The following is a 20,394-nucleotide window of genomic DNA, read 5'->3' as shown; positions in this document are numbered from 1 at the left end:
ATTGTATGCAATTAAATTGTTCGCTATTTTTGCGGCTTCTTCCTGATTTCAGAGCGCGCCCCATGAGCGACAACCTGCTGAATATCCCTTGCACCACCATCAAGGGCGAACAAAAGACCCTGGCCGATTTCGCCGGTAAAGCGGTGTTGGTGGTCAACACTGCCAGCAAGTGCGGCTTCACCCCACAGTACAAGGGGCTGGAGGAACTGTGGCAGGCCTACAAGGACCAAGGCCTGGTAGTTCTGGGCTTTCCATGCAATCAATTCGGCAAGCAGGAGCCGGGCAATGAGGGCGCGATCAGTGAGTTCTGCGAACTGAATTTCGGTGTCAGCTTCCCGCTGTTCAAAAAGATCGAAGTCAACGGCGCAGGCGCCCACCCACTGTTTGTGCAATTGAAGAAGCGCGCTCCGGGTGTACTCGGTTCTCAGGGCATCAAGTGGAACTTCACCAAGTTCCTGATTGGTAAAGATGGCCAGTTGGTCAAGCGCTTTGCGCCGGCCACCAAGCCGCAGGATCTGAGCCGCGAGATCGAAGCCTTGCTCAAATGAACAGCCTGTCCGTCGATTCGCTGAACCTCGACAGTCAGTTGTGCTTCAAGCTGTATGCGGCTTCTCGTGCGGTGATCCGCGCCTACAAGCCGATGCTCGATCAGCTTGGCCTGACCTACCCGCAATACCTGGCGATGCTGGTGTTGTGGGAATGGCAGGACAGCGCGCCAGAGCAACCAACGGTCAAGGCACTTGGCGAGCGACTGGCGCTGGATTCCGGCACCTTGACCCCATTGCTCAAGCGGCTGGAGCAATTTCAACTGGTACAGCGCCAGCGCTCTGTGCTCGATGAGCGTGAGGTGCATCTGAGCCTGACGGCGGCGGGGCAGGCGCTACGCGAGGAGGTCGGGCCACTGAAGGCCCGTCTGCTGTGCGACAGCGGTGTGGATCTGGACCGATTGAATGGCTTGCGCGACGGACTCGATCACTTGCTGGGCCAGATCAAAGCGCTGGCGTAGTCGTGATCCATTGGTCCAGCAATGCCGCCAGCTCTTCGCGGCGAAACGGCTTGGCCAGGTAGTCACTCATGCCCGCCGCCCGACAGCGTTCACGCTCCTCGGACATAGCGTTGGCGGTCAACGCGACAATCGGCAGGTTTGGCCAGCGTCCGCTCTGGCGAATCTGTCGGCTCGCTTCATAACCGTCCATCACGGGCATGTTGCAGTCCATCAGCACCAGATCGAATTCCTGATACTCCAACTGATCCAGCGCTTCGGCGCCATGGGCAGCCACCACGACATCACAGCCAAGTTTGCCGAGCATGCCTTTGGCCACCAGTTGATTGACCGGGTTGTCCTCGACCAGTAGCACACGCCCACGTCTGACGGGGGGCGAAGTTTCGAGTTGTGCATCGTTGATGGTGGCGACCTCCGGGTTCAAGGTGCGCCGCAGATTCTGATAGAGCGCGTTACGCGCCAGTGGTCGGGCCTGTTGTTGCAGCGGGGCGAGGGCTGCCGCTTCTTCGCTGGGCAGGAAACTGCCGTAGGCGGTCACCAGCAGGATCGGAGCGGTGAGTGTCGGACGCAGCCCGAACAGGCACTCGGGGCAGTCAGTGATCAGTACATCGGGCGACAGCCCCAGCAGCGAGTCGTCCATAGTGCGTTGTTCGTACGCAAGGCCCCAGACCGGCAGCAGATTTTTCAACAACTCTGCCAAGCCGCTGCTGGCGGCGGTAATGGCGAGGACTTTGCCATGCAGAAGCGCCGGAGCCAGTGCTCGGGTATGGCAGGGCAGCGGTAGCTCGGCGCAGAACTGGCTGCCGAAACCGGTCTCGGAAGTGATACTCAGGCGTCCCTGCATGGCTTCGCAGAGGTTGTAAGTCAGCGCCAATCCCAGTCCGGTGCCGCCGTACTGGCGGGTAATGCCGGCACCCGCCTGAGTGAACGGCTGGAAGATCTTCACCTGTGCTTCCTGTGCGATACCGATACCGGTGTCGCAGACTTCGATACGCACGCCATCCTTGTAGGTCGACAATCGCACATCCACCCGCCCGAAGCGGGTAAATTTCAGGGCGTTGGACAGCAGGTTGCTGACGATCTGCCGGACCCGGGTCGGATCGCCCAGCACCAGTGCGGGGAAGTGCGGATCAATCAGGCAGGTCAGCTCGACGCTCGGCGCCGCGTTCTGCGACAGCAGGTTGGCGGTGTCCTCGATCAATGAGCCGAGGTCGAACGGGATGTGCTCGAGCTCCAGTTGTCCTGCATCGAATTTAGACAGGTCGAGAACATCGTTGAGCAACTCCACCAGCACTTTGCCCGAGTCGTGGGCGATCGATAGCTGTTGTTGTTGCTCGGCATTCAGCGGTCCGTCGAGTGAAAGCGCGATCATCCCCAGCAGACCGTTGAGTGGCGTGCGGATCTCATGGCTCATGTTGGCCAGGAACGCCGACCGTGCTTCGGCCATCTCCAGCGCCGTGCTGCGGGCGACTTCGAGCTCCTGATTGGACTGGCTGAGCCGGGTATTGATCGCTTTGAGTTCGGCGGTCCGCGTCGAGACGATGTCTTCCAGTTGGCCGAGGTATTCGGTCAGACGGTTTTCGGCGTTGCGCCGCTGCTGGATCTCGGTGGCGATGTTCTCGAATTGCTGATTGGCGACTTTGACCAGTACGCCGATTTCATCGTTGGCATGCCCGGCCGGGCATTCCAGCGTGGCCGCTTCGGCGCTGCGAGGGTCACGTCCGCTGAGCTCGCGAATGACGCGAACCAGCGGTTTGGTCAGCATCACGTAAAACAGCGCCAGCAGAATGCCGGTCAGGATCAGGCTGCGCGCGAATCCATTGAGCAGTGTGACCTCGGCCCGGCGCAGGAAGCGGCTGCCGTACGTGTAGGTGTCGACTTCAAGACTCAGGATCCCCAGCGATTCGTTGGGCAGGTGATCCAGATACAGGCGATCTTCGAATTGACGCTTGGCGCCGAAGAGGAAATCGCTGATCACCCGATAGCCGTTTTGCAGCTCCGGGCGTTTGACACTGGCCAGCTCCGTATTGTTGTTGTCGATCAGTTGCGCAGAAATGATTGCCGGTGAGCGCAGCAGGCCCAAGGCGAGTTCCTGGGCCAGTTCGGCATCGATGTTGTAGGCAATGCGTGATGCCGGGTTATGGCTGATCTCCAGCAAAGACAGGATTTCACGGTTGATGGCGGCGTCTTCACTGGCATAATCGATGCCGATTTGCAGTAGGCTGAGCAGCGTGCCGAGAATGAACCCGACCAGCACAGTAAGCCGGGCTTGTTTGTATGACAGCCGGTGAGTGAATTTGATATCCATGGGGTGTTGAACCACTTCCGTTTCCCTTCGCTGCTCAAGCATAGTCGATCATGTACGGATACCGAGGTTCCCGAATCGCCTTGTAACAAGGCTCGGCGCGGGAGTTTTGATCTGAGTGTCGTCGCTGGATCGCCATCATCACTGTGAAAGGGCCCGAGGAGAAGACGTGGATTCCCGATTGAATGCTTTTCTTGAACGTGCCGAGTCTGTTCTGGCGCGGATCGAACCGTTGTTGCCGGTGCCTCGTCCTGTCATCGACTGGGGGACTTGCCTGGCTGCGCGCTGGCAGCGTGACGGACGCAGCGGTTTTCTGCTGCCGCTGGAGGTCAGCCTCGACATGCGGCTGTCCGACCTGATCGGTGTTGACCGTCAGCTTGAGCAACTGGGGCGCAACACCCGGCAATTCCTCGACGGCATGCCGGCCAACCACGCTTTGCTCTGGGGCTCGCGCGGCACCGGCAAATCCTCGCTGGTCCGGGCGTTGCTCGCCGAGCACGCCAAGGCCGGCCTGCGCCTGATCGAGATCGAGCGCGACCATCTGGCCGACTTGCCGCGCGTGGTCGAGCAGATTGCCAAACTGCCGCAACGTTTTGTGCTGTTCTGCGATGACTTGTCGTTCGAATCCGGTGAAGGTGATTACCGCATTCTCAAAAGCGTGCTTGACGGCTCGCTGGAGCAGGCGCCGGACAACGTCTTGCTGTACGCCACGTCCAATCGCCGTCACCTGGTGCCGGAGAAGGAAAGCGACAACGAAAACTGGACACGCGTCGACGGCGAACTGCACCCCAGTGAGGCGGTGGAGGACAAGATCGCGCTGTCGGATCGTTTCGGTCTGTGGCTGTCGTTTTATCCGTTTACCCAAGAACACTTCCTGAATGTTGTCGAACACTGGATCGGCCAGTTGGCCGCCAAGGCTGGCCTGAGCTGGCAGCGCGACGAAGCACTGGACATCCTTGCCGTGCGTTGGGCCACCGGCCGCGGCAATCGCAACGGACGTTGCGCGTACCAATTCGCCCGTTATTGGGTGGGACTGAAATTGTTGGAGCACAAGGCATGATTGATTTGCAACAAAGCGGCCAGGGCCTCGAAGGCTATGGCATGTTGGCCGCGCAACTGGAGTCGCTGCTGGCCGATGAGCGCGATTTTATCGCCAACGCTGCGCAGTTTTCCGCGTTCCTGTTCAACCAGCTCGAGGATCTGAACTGGGCGGGTTTCTACCTCAATCGCCACGAAGAGCTGGTGCTCGGCCCGTTTCAGGGCCAGATCGCATGCGTGCGTATTGCGTTCGGGCGCGGTGTCTGCGGTGCAGCGGCGGCAACCTTGCAGACCCAGCGGGTTGAAGACGTTCACGCGTTTCCCGGTCATATCGCCTGCGACAGCGCCTCGAACAGTGAACTGGTCGTGCCGCTGGTCAAGGAGGGGCGCCTGATCGGTGTTCTTGACCTCGACAGCCCGAAGCTTGCGCGATTTGGCGCCACCGATCAGACGGGTATCGAGCAACTGGCGGCGATCTTCCTGCGCCTGACCGACTGCTGATCACGCGCCAAGGCCGGCCTTTTGCAACAGGCTGGCCGTATCCACTGAATCAATCTGGTGGGGGTCGAGAAAACGTTCGGCGTACTGCATGTACACGCCGTCGTTGATGAACAATCCAAACAACTGCGCATCGATGTGCGCCTCGCGGCACATGGTAGCCATGATCCCCAGAGCCTCGCTCAAGGACTTGGCTTTCTTGTAGGGACGATCGGCCGCAGTGAGTGCCTCGAAAATATCGGCGATCGCCATCATTCTTGCTGGCAGGCTCATCTCTTCGCGCTTAAGGCGTTTCGGGTAACCGGTGCCGTCCATTTTTTCATGATGGCCACCCGCGATTTCGGCAATGCTGTCGAGGTGGCCGGGGAAGGGCAGGTGACTGAGCATCATGATCGTCTGCACCATGTGGTGATTGATGATGTAGCGCTCTTCGCGGGTCAGGGTTCCGCGCACGATGCTCAGGTTGTACAGCTCGCCGCGATTGTATTTGTAGCGCGGTACATCCAGCTTGAAGCCCCACGGATTGTCGTCCGCAATCAACTCGTTTGCGTCGCGTTCAAGTAAATGTTCGGGTTTGTCCGCCAGCAACTTTTCGTGTGCTGGCAAACTCTGCACTGGTGTTTTCGCCTGACGCTTGTTTTCTTCCCATGACACGCCTAAACGGTCATCCAGCGTCCGCACCCATGTGCGTTGGGACAGATCATGCAGGCGCTGCAGATCCGCTTCGGCCATCGCTTCACTGCCCAGGTTGCAGCGGGCCACAAAGGCAAAGTCTTCGTCCAGTGCGTACAGGGTTGCATCGCGTCGTTCGGCCAGTGAGGTTTCGTCTCCACCCAGGGCCAGGGCCTGCCAGTAAATGATCCAGGCATCGCGCTTGAGCACTTCGAAACGGGTGCGGATTTCGTGGATGCGGTCGTTGAGGGTTTCCAGTTTGGTGGCCTTGTCGACCACGTATTCCGGCGTCGTGACCTTGCCGCAGTCGTGCAGCCACGCGGCAATGTGCAAGGCTTCCCATTCATCCTCGGTGGGTTGATAGGCCTTGAAGGCGGGCGCCTGGCTCGCCGCAGCGGCCTGGGCGAGCATCAGGGTCAGCTCTGGCACTCGTTGACAATGCCCGCCGGTATAGGGGCTCTTGGCGTCAATGGCCCCGGCGAGTAACTGAATGAATGCATCGAGCAGTTGTTTCTGTCTGGCTTGCAGGCGTTGGCTCTCGATACTCACAGCCGCTGCACCGGAGACTGCCTGCAGGAAGGCAATGCGGTCGGGCCGCAGTTTTTCGAGGTCGGCCGGGGTGCCGCTGTCGTTGATCAGCAGGATCAGCAGCCCGATGGTTTCGTTATGGCGGTTGTGCAGGCGGATGCCGATCAGATGGATGCGCGGCGAGGCCATTGCCAGCAAGACTTTCTGCAGATCCCCGGCCTGATCGACACCCATGTTGCTCACCACATTGTCGGTGCTGACCAATTGTTCAAACCATGCAGGGCCTTGGCTCTCGTGCAGGTCGTGCCCCTGAATATCGAACGCCTCCAACGCTTGAGGTGTGCCATTGATCACCAGCCCGTAAGGCTCCATGCGGCTGTCATCGTTTTCACGCAGATAGATCAGCCCTGCCTGAGCCTGGGCGATCTGCACCGTTTCGAACAGTACCCGTTGCAGCAGCGGTGCGAACCGGGTTTCGGCCCCCAGGGTGTCGGTTATCCGGAAGAAACTTGCCAGGGTATCTTTCATTCGGGCCATCGACACGCTCAATTGGTCGACTTCAAGTACCGGAGAGCGCCGGGCCAGTGGAAAGTTGAAATCGAAACTGCGGATCGCGTCCGCTTCCTTTACCAGCGCATGCAGCGGTTTGACCAGAATACGCGAGATCACCCAACCCAATGGCAGGCACAACAACAAGGTGCCCAGGGTGATCAACGCACCTTGCCAGCGCATGCGATAGGCATCGACCAACAGTTCGTCTTCCGGCACGAGCAACGCCAATTGCAAACCTTTCGGGCCGCCTTCCTGAATGCTGCTGCGCGCGACGATCCATTGCCGGCCGTTCGCTTCCAGTCGATTGCCCGTGTGTGCACCAGACAGCAGCGCATGGAGGCTGGGGCTCAAGTCGGCCGCCCTGGCCAGATGCGCGGTGCGGTCATCGACGATCAGGCGGCTGCTATCGGGATAAGCCACGGCATTGCCGTTGGCATCGAACAGGACAATTTCGGTGGAAGGCGTGACGACATGCTTGCTCAAGGTGGCAGACAGGGCGGCCAATGTCAGGTCGGCGCCAATCACCGCATTCTCGCCACTGCGTCGGGCCAGCGTGGTGCCGACATTGTGGGTGGAGAAAAACACATAGGGTTGGGTGGTGATCTGCTCGGTTTGCTGGCGGGCGTCGACGAACCAGGCGCGGCTGCGCGGATCGTAGGCGTCTTCGGTATTGTCCTGGCGGCTGATTGGCGTCAGGGCGAGGTCGAAGAACAGCGATTGCGAATGCATCTTGCCCTGCGGGTCATGCTCGATGCTCCAGACCTGATACGCCGCCGCTTCCGGTGCCTTGAGCAATGTCTTCAAGGCAGCGGTGCGTAGCGGGCGGACCATGAAAAAATCGCCATTGGCATAACCCAGATAGAGCGAGGCCAGGTTCGGGTTGTCCGTGAGCGACTGGCTGAACGGTCTGAGCAGCGGCAAGCGTTGATCAAGACGCATGGCCTGTGTGGCGGGATTGTCCGCCAGCAGGCTCAACAGGTGCCGGATTGGCTGATAGGTCGCGGACATGTCCAGGCGCACGTCCTGCTCGATCCTGTTGAACAGTTTTTCACTGCTCGACAGGATGATCTGTGTCGTCTGGCGATAATTGAACAGTCCCAGCACCACGCCCGTGAGCAACAGCAGAAACGTGAACATGACACTGATGTGCACGTGCAGCGGGAACCGGCGTTGTTGCGGGCGCAGTGGGCTGGGCATTTCCGGTTCTCCTTGATGGTTAACTCACTGCTCAGCGCCAAGCATAGTTAAGGCACGCTCATTGTGCCTTGATCGGACAATGCTAATTGTTGTTGCAAGGCTTGCTCCAGTTCGAGTATTGCCCGGTTGCTCGCCTCGCAACGGCGGGCGATCTCGTCCGTTGCCAATGCCTGTGCGCAGGCCTGTTCAAGGGCATCGCAGCATTCGATTACGCGTGTTGCCTGAGCGATGCGCGCGGCGCCTTTGATCTTGTGAGCGACCACGGCCAAGGCTCCGGGATTGTCTTGCGGCGACAACGCGAGCAGTTCCTGTCGGTCGAGACGGCTGCTTTTGAGCAGTTCAACCAGCAGCCGCCGAGCCTGTGCAGGATTGCCGCCGGTCAACATGTTCAGACTTTGCAGGTTGAATGCTGGCGAGGGTGAAACCGGGACGATGCCATCGAGCCACTGGCTGAGCAGACTCAGGCTCAGGGGTTTGAACAGGCAATCGTTCATGCCGGCCTGTTTGCAACGTTGTATTTCCTCGGGTTGTGCATTGGCGGTGAAACCCAGCACGGTGCAGGGTGGGCAGCGGCTCTGCAGCTCTTGCTGGCGAATGGCGCGAGTCAGTTCATAGCCATTCATCAAGGGCATGTTGCAGTCGACAATCACCAGATCGAACCGGCCATCCTTCCACACTTCAAGTCCGCAGCGACCGTTCTCGGCGATGCTGAAGTGATGACCGAGGAACTCCAGTTGCTGACACATCAACAAGCGGTTGGCAGGGTGATCGTCCACCACAAGTACGCGCAGGGGCGCCAGCGAAGTTTTGACAGGGGGTTCACTTCGGGCCGAACTCACCAGGGCCGGCAAGGTTTCCAGCGGCAAGGAAATGCATACCTGGGTGCCGATCCCGGGCTGGCTGCTCAATTGCAGTTGTCCGCCCATCATTTCGCACAGATTGCGACTGATGACCAGGCCCAGACCCGCGCCGCTTCTGGCCTGCTGATGGCTGTTCTGCGCCTGGGCAAAGGGTGCGAACAAACGCTGCTGATCCTCGGCACTGATACCGACGCCGCTGTCCTGTACGGTCAGTTGCATCAGCGCACGAGCCGGCACCTCCGTGCTCATGAGGTCAAGAGTGATCCTGATATGTCCGCGCTCGGTGAACTTGATGGCGTTGCTGATCAGGTTGGACAGCACTTGCTTGAAGCGCAGTGGGTCCAGCTGCACGTCGACCGCCAGATCCGGCGGATTGAAGATGATTTGCAGGGCGAGATTTTTCTGCCGGGCGAGGCCGTCGAAAATTCTGGCGACAGACGCCACCGTGTCGACCAGATTGACCCGTTCCGGACAAAGGCTCAGGCGTCCGGATTCGATCCGTGCGATGTCGAGAATGTCGCCGATCAAGCCCAACAGATCCTTGGCTGAATGGTAGGCAGTGTCGATCGATGAACGGTCCGGATGCTGTTGATCCATGCGTTTGAGCGTCAGCTCGAGCATACCGATCACAGCATTCATCGGTGTGCGGATCTCGTGACTCATGGTGGCAAGAAAAGTGCTCTTGGCACGGTTCGCCTCATCTGCCTGCTCTTTGGCGGTGCGCAACTCGTCGAACAGTTGGCGACGCTCGCTGATGTCGATCCAGCCACCGATGATGCCTTTCACTTCGCCGCTGGAGTCGCGATACGGGATGATCCAGTGATAGATCGTCAGCCGGCGGTTACCGATGTGCAGGGGACGATCCAGTAACTGGGGAATGCCTTCGTTCACTACACGCTGATAATCGGCTTGAAACGCCTGCGCTTCGAAGGCGTTGCTCAGAGTGCCTTGCATGACGCTTTTGCCGATAACATCCTCGCGTCTGGCATTGAATACTTCGAGGTAGCTGTCGTTGCAGCTTTGCAACAGACCTTTGCGGTCGCGAACGTAGATCGGGTGTGGTGTGCCGTTGACCAGTGAGCTCATGAACTCGAACTGGTCGCTCAAGGCTCGCTCGGCTGCCTGGCGCTGTTTGATCTGGTGTCGCATGTAGGCGTTCCAGGCCAGCAGGAGCAGCAGGACCAGGCAGGCTCCTGTGATCACTTGATAGAACAGGCGCTGATAGTTGCGCCAGATGTTCTGCGAGGCGCTGGAGTAACCGCGCCACCGGCCGTTGATCACGCCGAGTTCTTCGGGGGCAATGCTCAGCAACGCTTTGTTGATGATCGAACCCAGTTCCTTGTTGTCACGGGCAGTTGCCAGGGAGAACGCTGCCTGACCGGTGCCGATGGTGGTGGTGATTTGCAACGCGCGCTCGAAGATCCGCGAAGAAATGAAGTAGTTGGCGATCACCAATGAATTCACCGCGCCGTCAACGTGACCTTCGGCCAGTAGCGAGACGGCGCTGAATGTATCTTCTGTTTCGATCAACTGGATACGTGGGAACTCGCGTCGCAAATACTCGACCATCGGATTGCCTTGGGCAATCGCCAGTCGCTTGTCTTTGAGCTGACCCAGATTGGTCGGGCTGTCAGCGCTTTTGCGAGTCAGCAAGACGTAAGAGTTTTCCAGATAGGGCCGACTGAAGTTCAGGGTTTTTTCCCTCTCGGCAGTTGGCAGCAGTGCAGCTATGAGATCGGCCTTATGGCTGTCGATCTGTTTGATCATCTGTGCGTCGTTACGGCTGCGATGGATCTCGAAGCGCAAGCCGGTGCGCAGGCGGATCAGTTCGAGAAGGTCTGCGCTGATTCCTCGAAAATTGCCGTCGCCGTCGAAGAAGGTCAGCGGCGCGTATGCTTCATTCACCACCACACTCACCACGGGATGCTGTTTGAGCCATGTTTCTTCGCGTCTGGTCAATTGCAGCTTCTGATCGGTGAGGAGCAGGTCGCTGCCGGCGCTCCAGCGTTTGGCGATGTTGTCCCGTTCGCTGCGTGGAACCGCTTTGAGCACGGCGTCGATGATGCCCAGCAATTGCGGATTGTTACGCCGTACGGCGAAGCTGAATCCGAGGGCTTCCTGCTTGCCGAAATTAGCCATGCGGACGTTGTTCAGGTGGCCCTTGTTGATCATGTAATGGGTGGAAAGCGTGTCACCGATAAATACATCGGCCTGATCGAATGCGACGGCGTTGATCGCGTTTTGATAGGAGGGATAACAGGTAATGAGCGCTTTGGGATAAAGCATCTTGACGTCAGGGGGCGGCAGGTAGTGATACACCATGCTCAGTCGCAGGCCTGCCAGGCCTTCGGTCAGGGAGCGGTTTTCGTCTTCGCGGGTAACGAGCACTGGCTGATCAATTGCGTACGGTTCGGATAGCGCGATGTCGGCATTACTGGCTTCGAACCCGTTCGCCGTACCCAGCAGGTCAACCTGGCCGTCGATGAGCGCGTGAATCGCGGCCTCTCGGGAGGGAAAGCGTTTGACCCGGATCGGCAAACCGATGGTTTGACTGAGAAGCCCTGCATAGTCGGCGGTCAGCCCCTCGTAATCGCGACCGCTGGCGGTCATGTCGAAGGGGGGGTAATCGGGGGCAGAGGTGCCCAGTATCAGCTCGCTACGGGTTTGCAGCCACTGTCGTTGAGACTGTTCGAGTGCCACTGGCACCGATTCGCTCGCCGAGCGGCTGAGCAAGTTATAGTCCGGTGAATCAAAAGGCATGGCGAACACATTGCTGCTCAAGAACAGACCGGCACTCAACGCAATTAAATAGTCTTTTAAACGACTGGGCATGCTGGCTCTCACACGAGTGCGTTACGTTTGGCCATCTCGATAAGCTCTACAAGGGATTTGGCTTTGAGTTTCTGCATAAGGCGTTTTTTGTAGGTGCTGACGGTTTTATTGCTGAGAAACATGCCTTTGGCTATTTCCTTGTTGGTGCGCCCTTGGGCAAACAGTTGCAATACCATCAACTCGCGATCGTTGACGGACTTGAAGAGTTCCAGTTCTGTATAACGAATATCGTCGCTGCGAACCGGATTCAACGCTTGGCTGGGGAAATAGTTGTAACCGGAAAGTACCGCCTTTATAGCACTGACCAATTCGCTTAGGTCTTCCTGTTTACATACATAGCCCGACGCACCGGATTGCATGCAGCGAATTCCGAATAAAGTCGGGCATTGCGCGGTCAGTACCAGGGTTTTCAACGGCGAACTCATGGCGTTGAATCGCGCCAGTACCTCCAGACCGTCGAGTTTTGGGATGCTGATGTCGAGAATGATCAGGTCCGGCATGCACTCGCGCACCATCTGCATGGCATCGACCCCATTGTCGGTCTCTCCGACGACCTTATAACCTTCATGTTCCAGCAGCATGCGAACGGCGAGACGGATGACCGGGTGATCGTCGACAATAAAAACGGAGTTCATAATCAAATCCCATACAAGCACCAATAAAGCGCGCACCTTAGCCCAGATAGATGAAGGCTCGCATGAACTGACTTGGCTTCAGTCGCGATATCGGATTATTCCTACAATTAATGAGGAAAGGTACTACGGTCGAACTAGGTTTGGCGTAAGGATGTACAGGGAATGCAGTGGCTTATAGTTCGGCTTGAATGTTTTACAAGTGTTGGTTGTTAATGGTTTTTTATAGGTGTTTAAGTGTGCTGGTTCGTCGCTTGTTTGTTTTTGTTTGTTTTGCCGTTACGTCGCGCCATAAAACTGCTGAGTGTGCCCGTGTCATAAGGGATTGAGCAGAGAAAGTGATTGCCCGACATTCGGTCGGCTAAATGCCGACCGAATGAGGCTGAATCAGCGACTGGAGCGACCGGTCATTTCCAGCGCCATGTCGCTGGCGTAGCTGTCGGTCATGCCGGCAATGAAATCGATCATGCGTAAAAATGACGTGTGCAACGAACCTTGCGGATCCGGTGCGTTATTGCCCAGCAAATCGAGAATACGTCGACTCTTGAACGACGGTGTGCGCCCGTTGTGTTGTTCCAGTGCGGCGCCGCAGAACGAGTTGAGCAGAATCTCCAGCGTCGTGTAGGCGCCGATTTCGTGCAGGGTTTTGCGTTTGTCCTGAAAGATCTTCTTGCGGGCAATGTCCTTGGCGTTCAATACACAGCGCTTGGTCGGGCCGTGCATGTGCTCGACCAGATCGCCGTGCAACGTGCCGGCGAGCAGTGCGTCCTGTTGCTCGACAAAGGCCCGCGCCGCCGCGTTGGTCAAATGCTCGATGGCCTTGCCACGCAGGATTGCCAGTTTGCGTCGACGCGAATCCTGCGGGCCAAGCTGACGATAGGTTTCCGGCAGATCATCACCCACCAGTCCGAGCAGCAGCGATTCGACTTCGGCGTATTCCAGCAACTCCATCTCAAGACCGTCCTCGAGGTCGATCAGGGCATAGCAGATGTCGTCGGCGGCTTCCATCAGGTACACCAACGGATGGCGCGCCCAGCGCTGGTCTTCCAGTTGCGGCAGTCCGAGCTTTTGAGCGATCTGTTCGAGCAGCGGCAACTCGCTCTGATAGCAACCGAATTTGTGTTTTTTGTATCCCAGGGAGTCAGCGTGACGGGCTGTCCACGGGTATTTCAGATACGTGCCAAGCGTGGCGTAGGTCAGGCGGGTGCCGCCGTCGAACTGATGGTACTCAAGCTGCGTGAGCACCCGGAAACCCTGGGCATTGCCTTCGAAATTGAGGAAATCGGCGCGTTCGGCTTCACTCATGCCATCAAGCCAGCCACGCCCGGCCGCCTGTTGAAACCAGTGGCGAATGGCATCTTCACCTGAATGGCCGAATGGCGGGTTGCCGATGTCGTGAGCCAGACAAGCCGATTGCACGACCATCCCCAGGTCGGCGGGATCACACCAATCGGGAAGGGCATTGCGCAGGGTTTCTCCGACGCGCATGCCCAACGAGCGGCCGACGCAACTGACTTCCAGTGAATGGGTCAGGCGCGTGTGGATGTGATCGTTGCTCGACACCGGATGCACTTGGGTCTTGCGACCCAGGCGGCGGAAGGCGCCGGAGAAAATGATGCGGTCATGGTCTTTATGGAAAGGGCTGCGGCCGAGCTCTTGCGGGCTGTGCAGGGGCTTTCCGAGGCGTTCGCGGTTGAGCAGGGTGTGCCAATCCAAGGCTGATTCTCTCCGTCTGGTGACTGAATTGCCCTAGCTTCCCGGTTCACGGCGGCACCTGCAAGCGGAACTACAGCCCCGCCGCATCGATGTCGATCAACAGTAACCGTTCGCCGTTGTCGAAAAACTGTCCGGCCGTCAGGCAATACTGGTTGCTGGTAGCGTCGCGGTAGGTGTTGGAGAGGGTCAGGCGCCGCTCCTCCCAGCCTTCGGCGAGTAAATGGTAGAAGTACGGGCGCCATGACCAGTTGTGCCCCAGATACCGGTTATCAGCGACCCAGCCGTTGTTGCGCCATTCCAGATTGGGGGTCAGTTGCGTGCCATGACGGTCGCATTGATAAAACCGCAGCAGCCATGGGAAGGCTTCCAGTTGTGGCAATGCACTGAGTGGCGCGTGAGCCTGAGCCCAGTGTTGCAGGATTGCCATCAATTCACTGAGTTGCTTGCGCATCTGCATCAACCGTGCGCGTTCGGCGAGTTTCTGATGAACGTACCGCTGGCGTAGCTCGGCAAAACGCTGCACAAAAGCGTCTGTCGGATAGAAGGCTTCCTGGGCCCGGGCGAACAGAAAACCCTGCACGTAACGGGAACCGCACTCAAGGGCGAAATTCAGTTGGGCTTCGGTCTCGACACCTTCGGCGATGATCCAGCAGCCGGTTTTCTCGGCCATTTGTGCAAGCGCTTTCACCACATCACTGCTCGGGCCGCCTAGGGCGGCGGCCTGAAATAAACGCATGTCGAGTTTGAGGATATCCGGTTGCAACGCCAGTACTCGATCAAGTTGCGAATAACCGGCGCCAAAGTCATCGATGGCAATCCGCGCACCGGCCTGGCGATAACGCGCGACCACTTCGGCAAGGCGCTCACCATTGCCCCCCAATTCGGTGATTTCGAACACGATACGTTGCGGATCAACATCATGTCGTGTCAGTTGTTTAAGGCTGGGTAGCGCTTGATCGGAGCGCAGTCGACTGATCCAGCGCGGCGACATGTTCAGGCTGAGAAACCAGTCAGCCGGAGCTTCATGCAAGCGACTCAGGGCGTTGTCACGAATCTGCCGATCAAGGCGGCGCAGTGCGATGGCAGGCGTGCGGCTGTCGGCGAACAATGGCCCGACCGAGGTCAGTTGACCGTCAGCCTGACGCAGGCGTCCTAACGCTTCGACGCCTGCTATGCGTCCGGTGGCCGTGTCGATGAAAGGCTGAAAGCAGGCGAGCGGTTGCCCGTCGATCACGGGGCCTCCTTAGTCGTTCTTGTTCTGGCTGAACCCCGTCGACCGGGTAGGCGCGAGAGGATTGAACCTCCGGATACAGGAGGTTCATCTCGCGGCTATTGCAAGAATGTAGCCAGATGCGTTCGTTCAGCGTTTGCCAGAACCCTGCATGACCAGTTTGATCAGCGGCCCAAGGCTGGTGCCCAGACGAATCAATCGGGTCAGCCCCCCGACGCCGCCGCTTTTCGCGCCTTTGCCGGTAATAAAGCCCAGCAGTGTGACAGCCGCCACGCCCCACAGCGGCGCGTGCTTGATGCCCAAGCCACCCTGCAGGTTTTGTGTCATGCCGCGCATCCGCTGCAGGGGCTGCATCACCTGACCCGCTTCATGGCGGATTTCCTGCCGGTGCATTTCCATGCGAAGGCGGATAAGCGCTTTGCGCATTTCCCGGCGTGAGCTGTTCTGTGGAAGTTCATGCAGGCTCATGGCAGCAGGCGCTCCCGGTCATTGGCCAGCTCTTCGAGCGTGCCGTGGAAGGGCGAGGATTCATCGAAGATCGCAGCCTTGAGGCGCAACCCACAGAAGGTCGCCGCCAGGGTGTAGAACACGCACAGGCCGATGATCGCCGGGAGACGGTAGGTGTCCCAGAACACAATCAACACCAATGTCGATAAACCGACCAGCAACAGCAGGGCAAACACCAACGCTAGGCCTGCAAAGAGCAACAGGCTGACGGTGCGTGCTTTCTGCTCTTGCAATTCGATGCCGAACAGCTCGACATGACTGTGCAACAAGCCAAGGACGGCAGCGCCCAAACGCCGCGTGGAGGAGGCGGTGCCCGCAGTCGGGCCGGATTCACCGATCGACATGATCAGCGCCGAGTGGCCAGCAGGCCGATCAGGAAGCCGACGCCTGCCGCGATACCAACGGACTGCCAAGGGTTGGCCGACACGTAATCTTCGGTGGCAGTGACAGCGGCCTGACCACGATCACGCAGAGTGTCTTCGGTCAGTTTCAGGGTTTCCCTTGCACGCAGCAGACTGTCGTGGATCTGATCACGCAGTTCATCGGCCTGATCGCCTGCCAGACTGGCGGTGTGCTCGAGCAAACGTTCGGTGTCGGCGACTAATGTCTGGAAGTCGTTGATCAGGATTTCTTGAGCAGTCTTTGCCTTGATGCTAGCCATGGTGGATCTCCGTAGGTGGCGTCTGAATCGTTCGAGTATGAGCCTTGCGCGAAGGTTCAGTACAAATGACTGGTACAACTTTTGCTGTGTCGTGGTGCGTCGCCCGGCTGTCGTGCGCGGTTGCTGGGCACGCAATCAGGAAAACCTTAACTCAAACAATCCATGTTCGTGTCAGGACATCGACCTCGTGCGCCAAAGTGGTTCATCGGCCCCTGGGGTACATGACAGTTTGGTCGCAACTTGGTGCATGAAATGCCCGCACGAACTGCTTTGGTGCCTTTTTAAGCCCTCAGGTCTGCCTCTTTATGGAAAATCTGCAAAGCGCTGTGGACACGCTGGTTCACAGCTCCAATACGTTGTTCATTCTGATCGGTGCGGTGATGGTGCTGGCAATGCACGCCGGTTTCGCTTTTCTGGAGGTCGGTACGGTCCGCCAGAAAAACCAGGTCAACGCATTGTCGAAAATTCTCAGCGATTTCGCCGTCTCGACCCTGGCCTATTTCTTTATAGGTTATTGGATTTCCTACGGCGTGACCTTCATGCAACCGGCGGCGGTGTTGAGCGCCGATCATGGTTATGGGCTGGTGAAGTTTTTCTTCCTGCTGACTTTTGCGGCGGCGATCCCGGCAATCATTTCCGGCGGCATTGCCGAGCGAGCACGCTTTGTTCCGCAATTGTGCGCTACGGCGCTGATCGTGGCGTTCATCTATCCGTTTTTCGAGGGCATGGTCTGGAACGGCAACTATGGCCTGCAAGCCTGGCTGACGGCGCGGTTCGGTGCGGCGTTCCATGACTTTGCCGGTTCTGTGGTGGTACATGCCATGGGCGGCTGGCTGGCAATGGCGGCGGTGTTGCTGCTCGGCCCGCGTAATGGGCGTTATCGCGAAGGACGTCTGGTGGCCTTCGCGCCATCGAGCATCCCGTTTCTGGCCTTGGGCTCGTGGATCCTGATTGTTGGCTGGTTCGGCTTTAACGTGATGAGCGCGCAAACGCTGCAAGGGGTCAGTGGTCTGGTGGCTGTCAATTCGTTGATGGCGATGGTCGGTGGCACCATGACGGCATTGATCGTCGGACGCAATGACCCGGGTTTTCTGCATAACGGCCCGTTGGCCGGGTTGGTGGCGATCTGCGCAGGCTCTGATCTGATGCATCCGGTCGGTGCGCTGATAACCGGGGCCATTGCCGGTGCACTGTTTGTCTGGTGCTTTACCGCTGCGCAGGTCAAATGGCGCATCGACGATGTGTTGGGAGTGTGGCCATTGCACGGTTTGTGCGGCGTCTGGGGTGGGATTGCCTGCGGGATTTTCGGCCAGACAGCGCTCGGCGGTCTCGGTGGCGTGAGTCTGATCAGCCAATTGATTGGCTCGGCGCTCGGCGTTGCGGTGGCGCTGATCGGTGGTTTCGCCGTGTACGGTGTGATCAAGGCGTTGCATGGGCTGCGCCTGAGTCAGGAACAAGAGTATTACGGCGCCGACCTGTCATTGCACAAGATCGGCGCGGTGAGTCAGGACTAAGTCTCCTCATGGTCGGCACCGGGGTAAAAACCGTGCAGCAGGCGATAGCGATCAATGCGTACCAGATCGACTTTTTCCTGTACCTGATGCGCCGGCAAACCGAGCATGATCAAGGCGTGCGAGGCCAGCATCAGGCTCGATTCCAACAGTTCCGGCACCACTTCGGTGGCGCCGGCGGCTTTCAATTCGGCCCATTGACTGTCGTCGCGGGTGCGCACCAGAATCGGTACATGTGCGTTGAGCCGGCGGGCTTCCTTGAGGATGCGCAGGGCGACATCGCTCTGATCCACCGCAATCACCAGCAGCCTTGCGCGAAGCAGGCCGACGGCAGTCAGGAGATCTGCGCGTGAGCAATCGCCATAATGCACGTCACTTTCTCCGGATGCGGCTTCCTGTACCCGCACCGGGTCGTTATCCAGAGCAATGTAGGGTTGCTTCGCATTGCACATGAAGCGGCCGATCGATTGGCCGACGCGGCCGTATCCACAAATAACCACATGCTTGTCGAGTTCGGCGTTGAGCGCGCTGATCTCCTCGATCTGTGCTTCCTGGTTGGGTTTGCGATGCAGGGCCGCAGCGATGCGTGGAGCGGCCCGCAGCAACAATGGTGTCAGTAGCATCGAGCAGAAGGTTGCCGCGAGCAGCAGCGCCCCCAATTCGTCGGGCATCATGCTGTTTTGTTGCATCTGCGCCATCAGCGCGAAACAGAATTCGCCGCCCTGTGCCAGGGCCAGACCGCTGCGCCAGGCGGTTTCACTGTCACTGCCGCGCCACTTCACCAGAAGCGCCACAACGATGCCCTTGATGACCATCAATCCGAGTGTGAGGCCGAGAATCAACAGGCTGTGGCTGACGAACAATTGCAGATCGATCAGCATGCCGATGCTGACGAAAAATACCCCGAGCAGAATGTCGCGAAAGGGCCGGATATCAGCCTCGATCTGATGCCGGTAGTGGCTTTCACCCAGCAGCATGCCGGCGAGGAAGGCGCCAAGTGCAGGGGACAGACCCAGCAGGTGAGTCAGCCATGCAGTCAGTAGCACAATTACCAGCGCCAACAGCACAAACAACTCTGCCGAGCGTGAAGCAGCCACTTCATGGAACAGCCGAGGCAACAACCAGCGACTGGCGAACAGCAGGCCGACAAACAGCACCCCGGTTTTCGCCAGGGTCAGCGGCAATGCCCAATACCATGCTTGATCGCTGCTGCCGGCGAACACCGGCACCAGCGTCAGCAGCAAAACGGCGACAACATCCTGAAACAGTAAAACGCCAATGGCATTCTGGCCATGACTGCTGAATACCTCGCCGAGGCTGCCCAGCTCTTTGGTCACGATCGCCGTGGACGACAATGACAGTCCGGCGCCGAGCAACAGCGCTGGAGTCATCGGCATGCCCAGCAGCATCAGCAGCAGCCCCAGCAGCGCTGCGCTGATAAGCACCTGCTGGCTGCCCAGGCGAAACACCACCTGGCGCAACGCGATCATCTTCGACAGGGAAAACTCCAGGCCCAGCGAAAACAGCAGAAACACGACGCCCAGTTCGGCCACGTCTGGCAGGTGTTCACTCTCGTTGACCCAGTCGAATGCGCTCGGCCCGACCAGCAGCCCCACGCACAGGTAACCCAGCACCGGCGGTAGCCGCAGACGACGGAACAGGGCAATCACCACGAGGGACGAGGCGAGGATGATCAGCAGGTTGGCAAACACTAGGCACTCCGATGTCAGGCTCTGGCTTCTCAAGCGTAGAGGCAAAAAGAGCGGAAGCATCGCGTAATTGGTTATTGCGTGAACTGATATGAGTCAGGGTTTTGCGAGGGAAACGCCAAAGAGGCGCTGAAGCCTTTGGGCGGTGGTGGCTCGACGGGTTTCCAGGGGAGGCCTAGAATAAATTCATTAAATTTTGGTTGAGCAACCATGCCTCCTGAATGTCAGTTGTTCGGCACCCTGGGGTGTCATTTGTGTGAAGTCGCTGAAGCCCAATTGATGCCTTTTGTCGAGCACGGCCTGCTTGTCGAACTGGTGGATATCGCTGAGGACGAGCGCTGGTTTGAGGCCTATAGCCTGCGGATTCCGGTGCTGCGCCGAGTCGACACCGGTGCGGAACTGGGCTGGCCGTTCAGTGCCGATGAGGTCGCGGCGTTCCTTGGTTGAGGAGCTTTACCGGATTATCCCGCTGGTCGCCGATGCGAATCCATCCCTTGGCACTTCACGGTTTATTCGGTTACTGTATGGGCATACAGTAATTGGGTCAGAGGGACGAACTGTGGTCAATGTCGAACAGTTGAAGAACAGCGTGAACCGGATGTCGGTTGACGTGGTGCGCGAGGCCGTTCTCGAATTGCGCCTTGACGGACTGGTCACGGAAGGCAAGACGCCATTCAACAAATTGCATTTCAACACGTGTTTTGCCGAGATCGAAGCCCTGTTTCAGCGCGCCGGTTACCACAAGCAATTGGATGTGGTTGGCTATCAGGGTTTGCTCTATGCCTTGTATGACCCGGGTCGCTGGGAGGCTGTCGATGTGTTGCGCTGGCTCAAGGAGTTCACCGAGGCGGCGGCACTCAAGTCGATTCCCGCCTGAGGATTCTGCGCTAGGTTCGCTTCTCTCATTGCGGGATAATGCCAGCCTGCATTGAGGGTCCGAAT

General features: G+C 58.4%; 17 protein-coding genes. 7 read left to right on the top strand and 10 right to left on the bottom strand.

The window, feature by feature from the left end; genetic code table 11:
• The first annotated feature begins 62 nt into the window (after nt 1–62).
• A complete protein-coding gene (locus AACY50_RS12400; protein ID WP_339431203.1) occupies nt 63–548 on the top strand; it encodes a glutathione peroxidase in 486 nt (161 codons plus the stop codon).
• A complete protein-coding gene (locus tag AACY50_RS12395; RefSeq protein WP_339431204.1) occupies nt 545–1,006 on the top strand; it encodes a MarR family winged helix-turn-helix transcriptional regulator in 462 nt (153 codons plus the stop codon). The genes AACY50_RS12400 and AACY50_RS12395 overlap by 4 nt, the downstream gene beginning before the upstream one ends.
• On the opposite strand, the gene AACY50_RS12390 is transcribed toward AACY50_RS12395, so the two are convergent.
• Nucleotides 990–3,311 (bottom strand): hybrid sensor histidine kinase/response regulator, encoded by a 2,322-nt coding sequence (locus AACY50_RS12390; protein ID WP_339464800.1) that lies wholly within the window; start codon nt 3,309–3,311, stop codon nt 990–992. The two genes, AACY50_RS12395 and AACY50_RS12390, sit on opposite strands and share 17 nt — an antisense overlap.
• A gap of 166 nt (nt 3,312–3,477) precedes the next feature.
• On the opposite strand from AACY50_RS12390, the gene AACY50_RS12385 reads away from it, so the two are divergent.
• Both AACY50_RS12385 and AACY50_RS12380 read left to right on the top strand, forming a co-directional pair.
• The gene (locus AACY50_RS12385; protein ID WP_339431206.1) at nt 3,478–4,368 is read left to right on the top strand and encodes an ATP-binding protein; all 891 of its coding nucleotides are present in this window, start codon (nt 3,478–3,480) and stop codon (nt 4,366–4,368) included.
• Nucleotides 4,365–4,847, top strand: coding sequence for a GAF domain-containing protein (locus AACY50_RS12380; RefSeq protein WP_339431207.1), 483 nt, complete (start codon nt 4,365–4,367; stop codon nt 4,845–4,847). The genes AACY50_RS12385 and AACY50_RS12380 overlap by 4 nt, the downstream gene beginning before the upstream one ends.
• Here the strand turns inward: AACY50_RS12380 and AACY50_RS12375 are convergent, their stop codons facing one another.
• The 8 genes from AACY50_RS12375 to AACY50_RS12340 all read right to left on the bottom strand — a co-directional run bounded on the left by AACY50_RS12375 (nt 4,848) and on the right by AACY50_RS12340 (nt 16,232).
• Nucleotides 4,848–7,793, bottom strand: coding sequence for an HD domain-containing phosphohydrolase (locus tag AACY50_RS12375; RefSeq protein ID WP_339431208.1), 2,946 nt, complete (start codon nt 7,791–7,793; stop codon nt 4,848–4,850).
• Nucleotides 7,794–7,840: 47 nt separating this feature from the next.
• The gene (locus tag AACY50_RS12370; protein WP_339538618.1) at nt 7,841–11,485 is read right to left on the bottom strand and encodes a transporter substrate-binding domain-containing protein; all 3,645 of its coding nucleotides are present in this window, start codon (nt 11,483–11,485) and stop codon (nt 7,841–7,843) included.
• Between the two features lie 8 nt (nt 11,486–11,493).
• A complete protein-coding gene (locus AACY50_RS12365) occupies nt 11,494–12,120 on the bottom strand; it encodes a response regulator transcription factor (protein WP_103304761.1) in 627 nt (208 codons plus the stop codon).
• Nucleotides 12,121–12,504: 384 nt separating this feature from the next.
• Complete coding sequence (locus tag AACY50_RS12360; protein WP_339464796.1) at nt 12,505–13,833, bottom strand: deoxyguanosinetriphosphate triphosphohydrolase; 1,329 nt, start codon at nt 13,831–13,833, stop codon at nt 12,505–12,507.
• A 70-nt stretch (nt 13,834–13,903) separates the two neighbouring features.
• Nucleotides 13,904–15,067, bottom strand: coding sequence for an EAL domain-containing protein (locus AACY50_RS12355; RefSeq protein WP_339431212.1), 1,164 nt, complete (start codon nt 15,065–15,067; stop codon nt 13,904–13,906).
• Between the two features lie 126 nt (nt 15,068–15,193).
• Nucleotides 15,194–15,532 carry a hypothetical protein gene (locus tag AACY50_RS12350; protein WP_339431213.1) on the bottom strand — a complete coding sequence of 113 codons (339 nt, stop codon included), beginning with the start codon at nt 15,530–15,532 and terminating at the stop codon, nt 15,194–15,196.
• Nucleotides 15,529–15,915 (bottom strand): phage holin family protein, encoded by a 387-nt coding sequence (locus AACY50_RS12345; RefSeq protein ID WP_339538617.1) that lies wholly within the window; start codon nt 15,913–15,915, stop codon nt 15,529–15,531. The genes AACY50_RS12350 and AACY50_RS12345 overlap by 4 nt, the downstream gene beginning before the upstream one ends.
• Before the next feature lie 2 nt (nt 15,916–15,917).
• Nucleotides 15,918–16,232, bottom strand: a complete 315-nt coding sequence (locus AACY50_RS12340; protein ID WP_339431214.1) for a DUF883 family protein — start codon at nt 16,230–16,232, stop codon at nt 15,918–15,920.
• 305 nt (nt 16,233–16,537) lie between these two features.
• Here AACY50_RS12340 and AACY50_RS12335 point away from each other — a divergent pair, with 305 nt between their 5' ends.
• Nucleotides 16,538–17,746: an ammonium transporter gene (locus AACY50_RS12335; protein ID WP_339464793.1), complete on the top strand. Its 1,209-nt coding sequence runs from the start codon at nt 16,538–16,540 to the stop codon at nt 17,744–17,746.
• On the opposite strand, the gene AACY50_RS12330 is transcribed toward AACY50_RS12335, so the two are convergent.
• Nucleotides 17,743–19,455 carry a cation:proton antiporter gene (locus AACY50_RS12330; protein WP_339431216.1) on the bottom strand — a complete coding sequence of 571 codons (1,713 nt, stop codon included), beginning with the start codon at nt 19,453–19,455 and terminating at the stop codon, nt 17,743–17,745. The two genes, AACY50_RS12335 and AACY50_RS12330, sit on opposite strands and share 4 nt — an antisense overlap.
• Before the next feature lie 207 nt (nt 19,456–19,662).
• Between AACY50_RS12330 and AACY50_RS12325 the strand changes: the two genes are divergently transcribed.
• Together AACY50_RS12325 and AACY50_RS12320 are read left to right on the top strand one after the other, a co-directional pair.
• Nucleotides 19,663–19,899, top strand: a complete 237-nt coding sequence (locus AACY50_RS12325) for a glutaredoxin family protein (protein WP_339431217.1) — start codon at nt 19,663–19,665, stop codon at nt 19,897–19,899.
• 112 nt (nt 19,900–20,011) lie between these two features.
• A complete protein-coding gene (locus tag AACY50_RS12320; RefSeq protein ID WP_003226726.1) occupies nt 20,012–20,329 on the top strand; it encodes a transcriptional regulator in 318 nt (105 codons plus the stop codon).
• Nucleotides 20,330–20,394 lie beyond the last annotated feature (65 nt).

Source organism: Pseudomonas sp. RA_15y_Pfl2_54, assembly GCF_963971015.1.
GTDB classification, from domain to species: Bacteria; Pseudomonadota; Gammaproteobacteria; order Pseudomonadales; family Pseudomonadaceae; genus Aquipseudomonas; species Aquipseudomonas baetica_A.
This window is presented reverse-complemented; position numbering and strand designations above follow the sequence as displayed.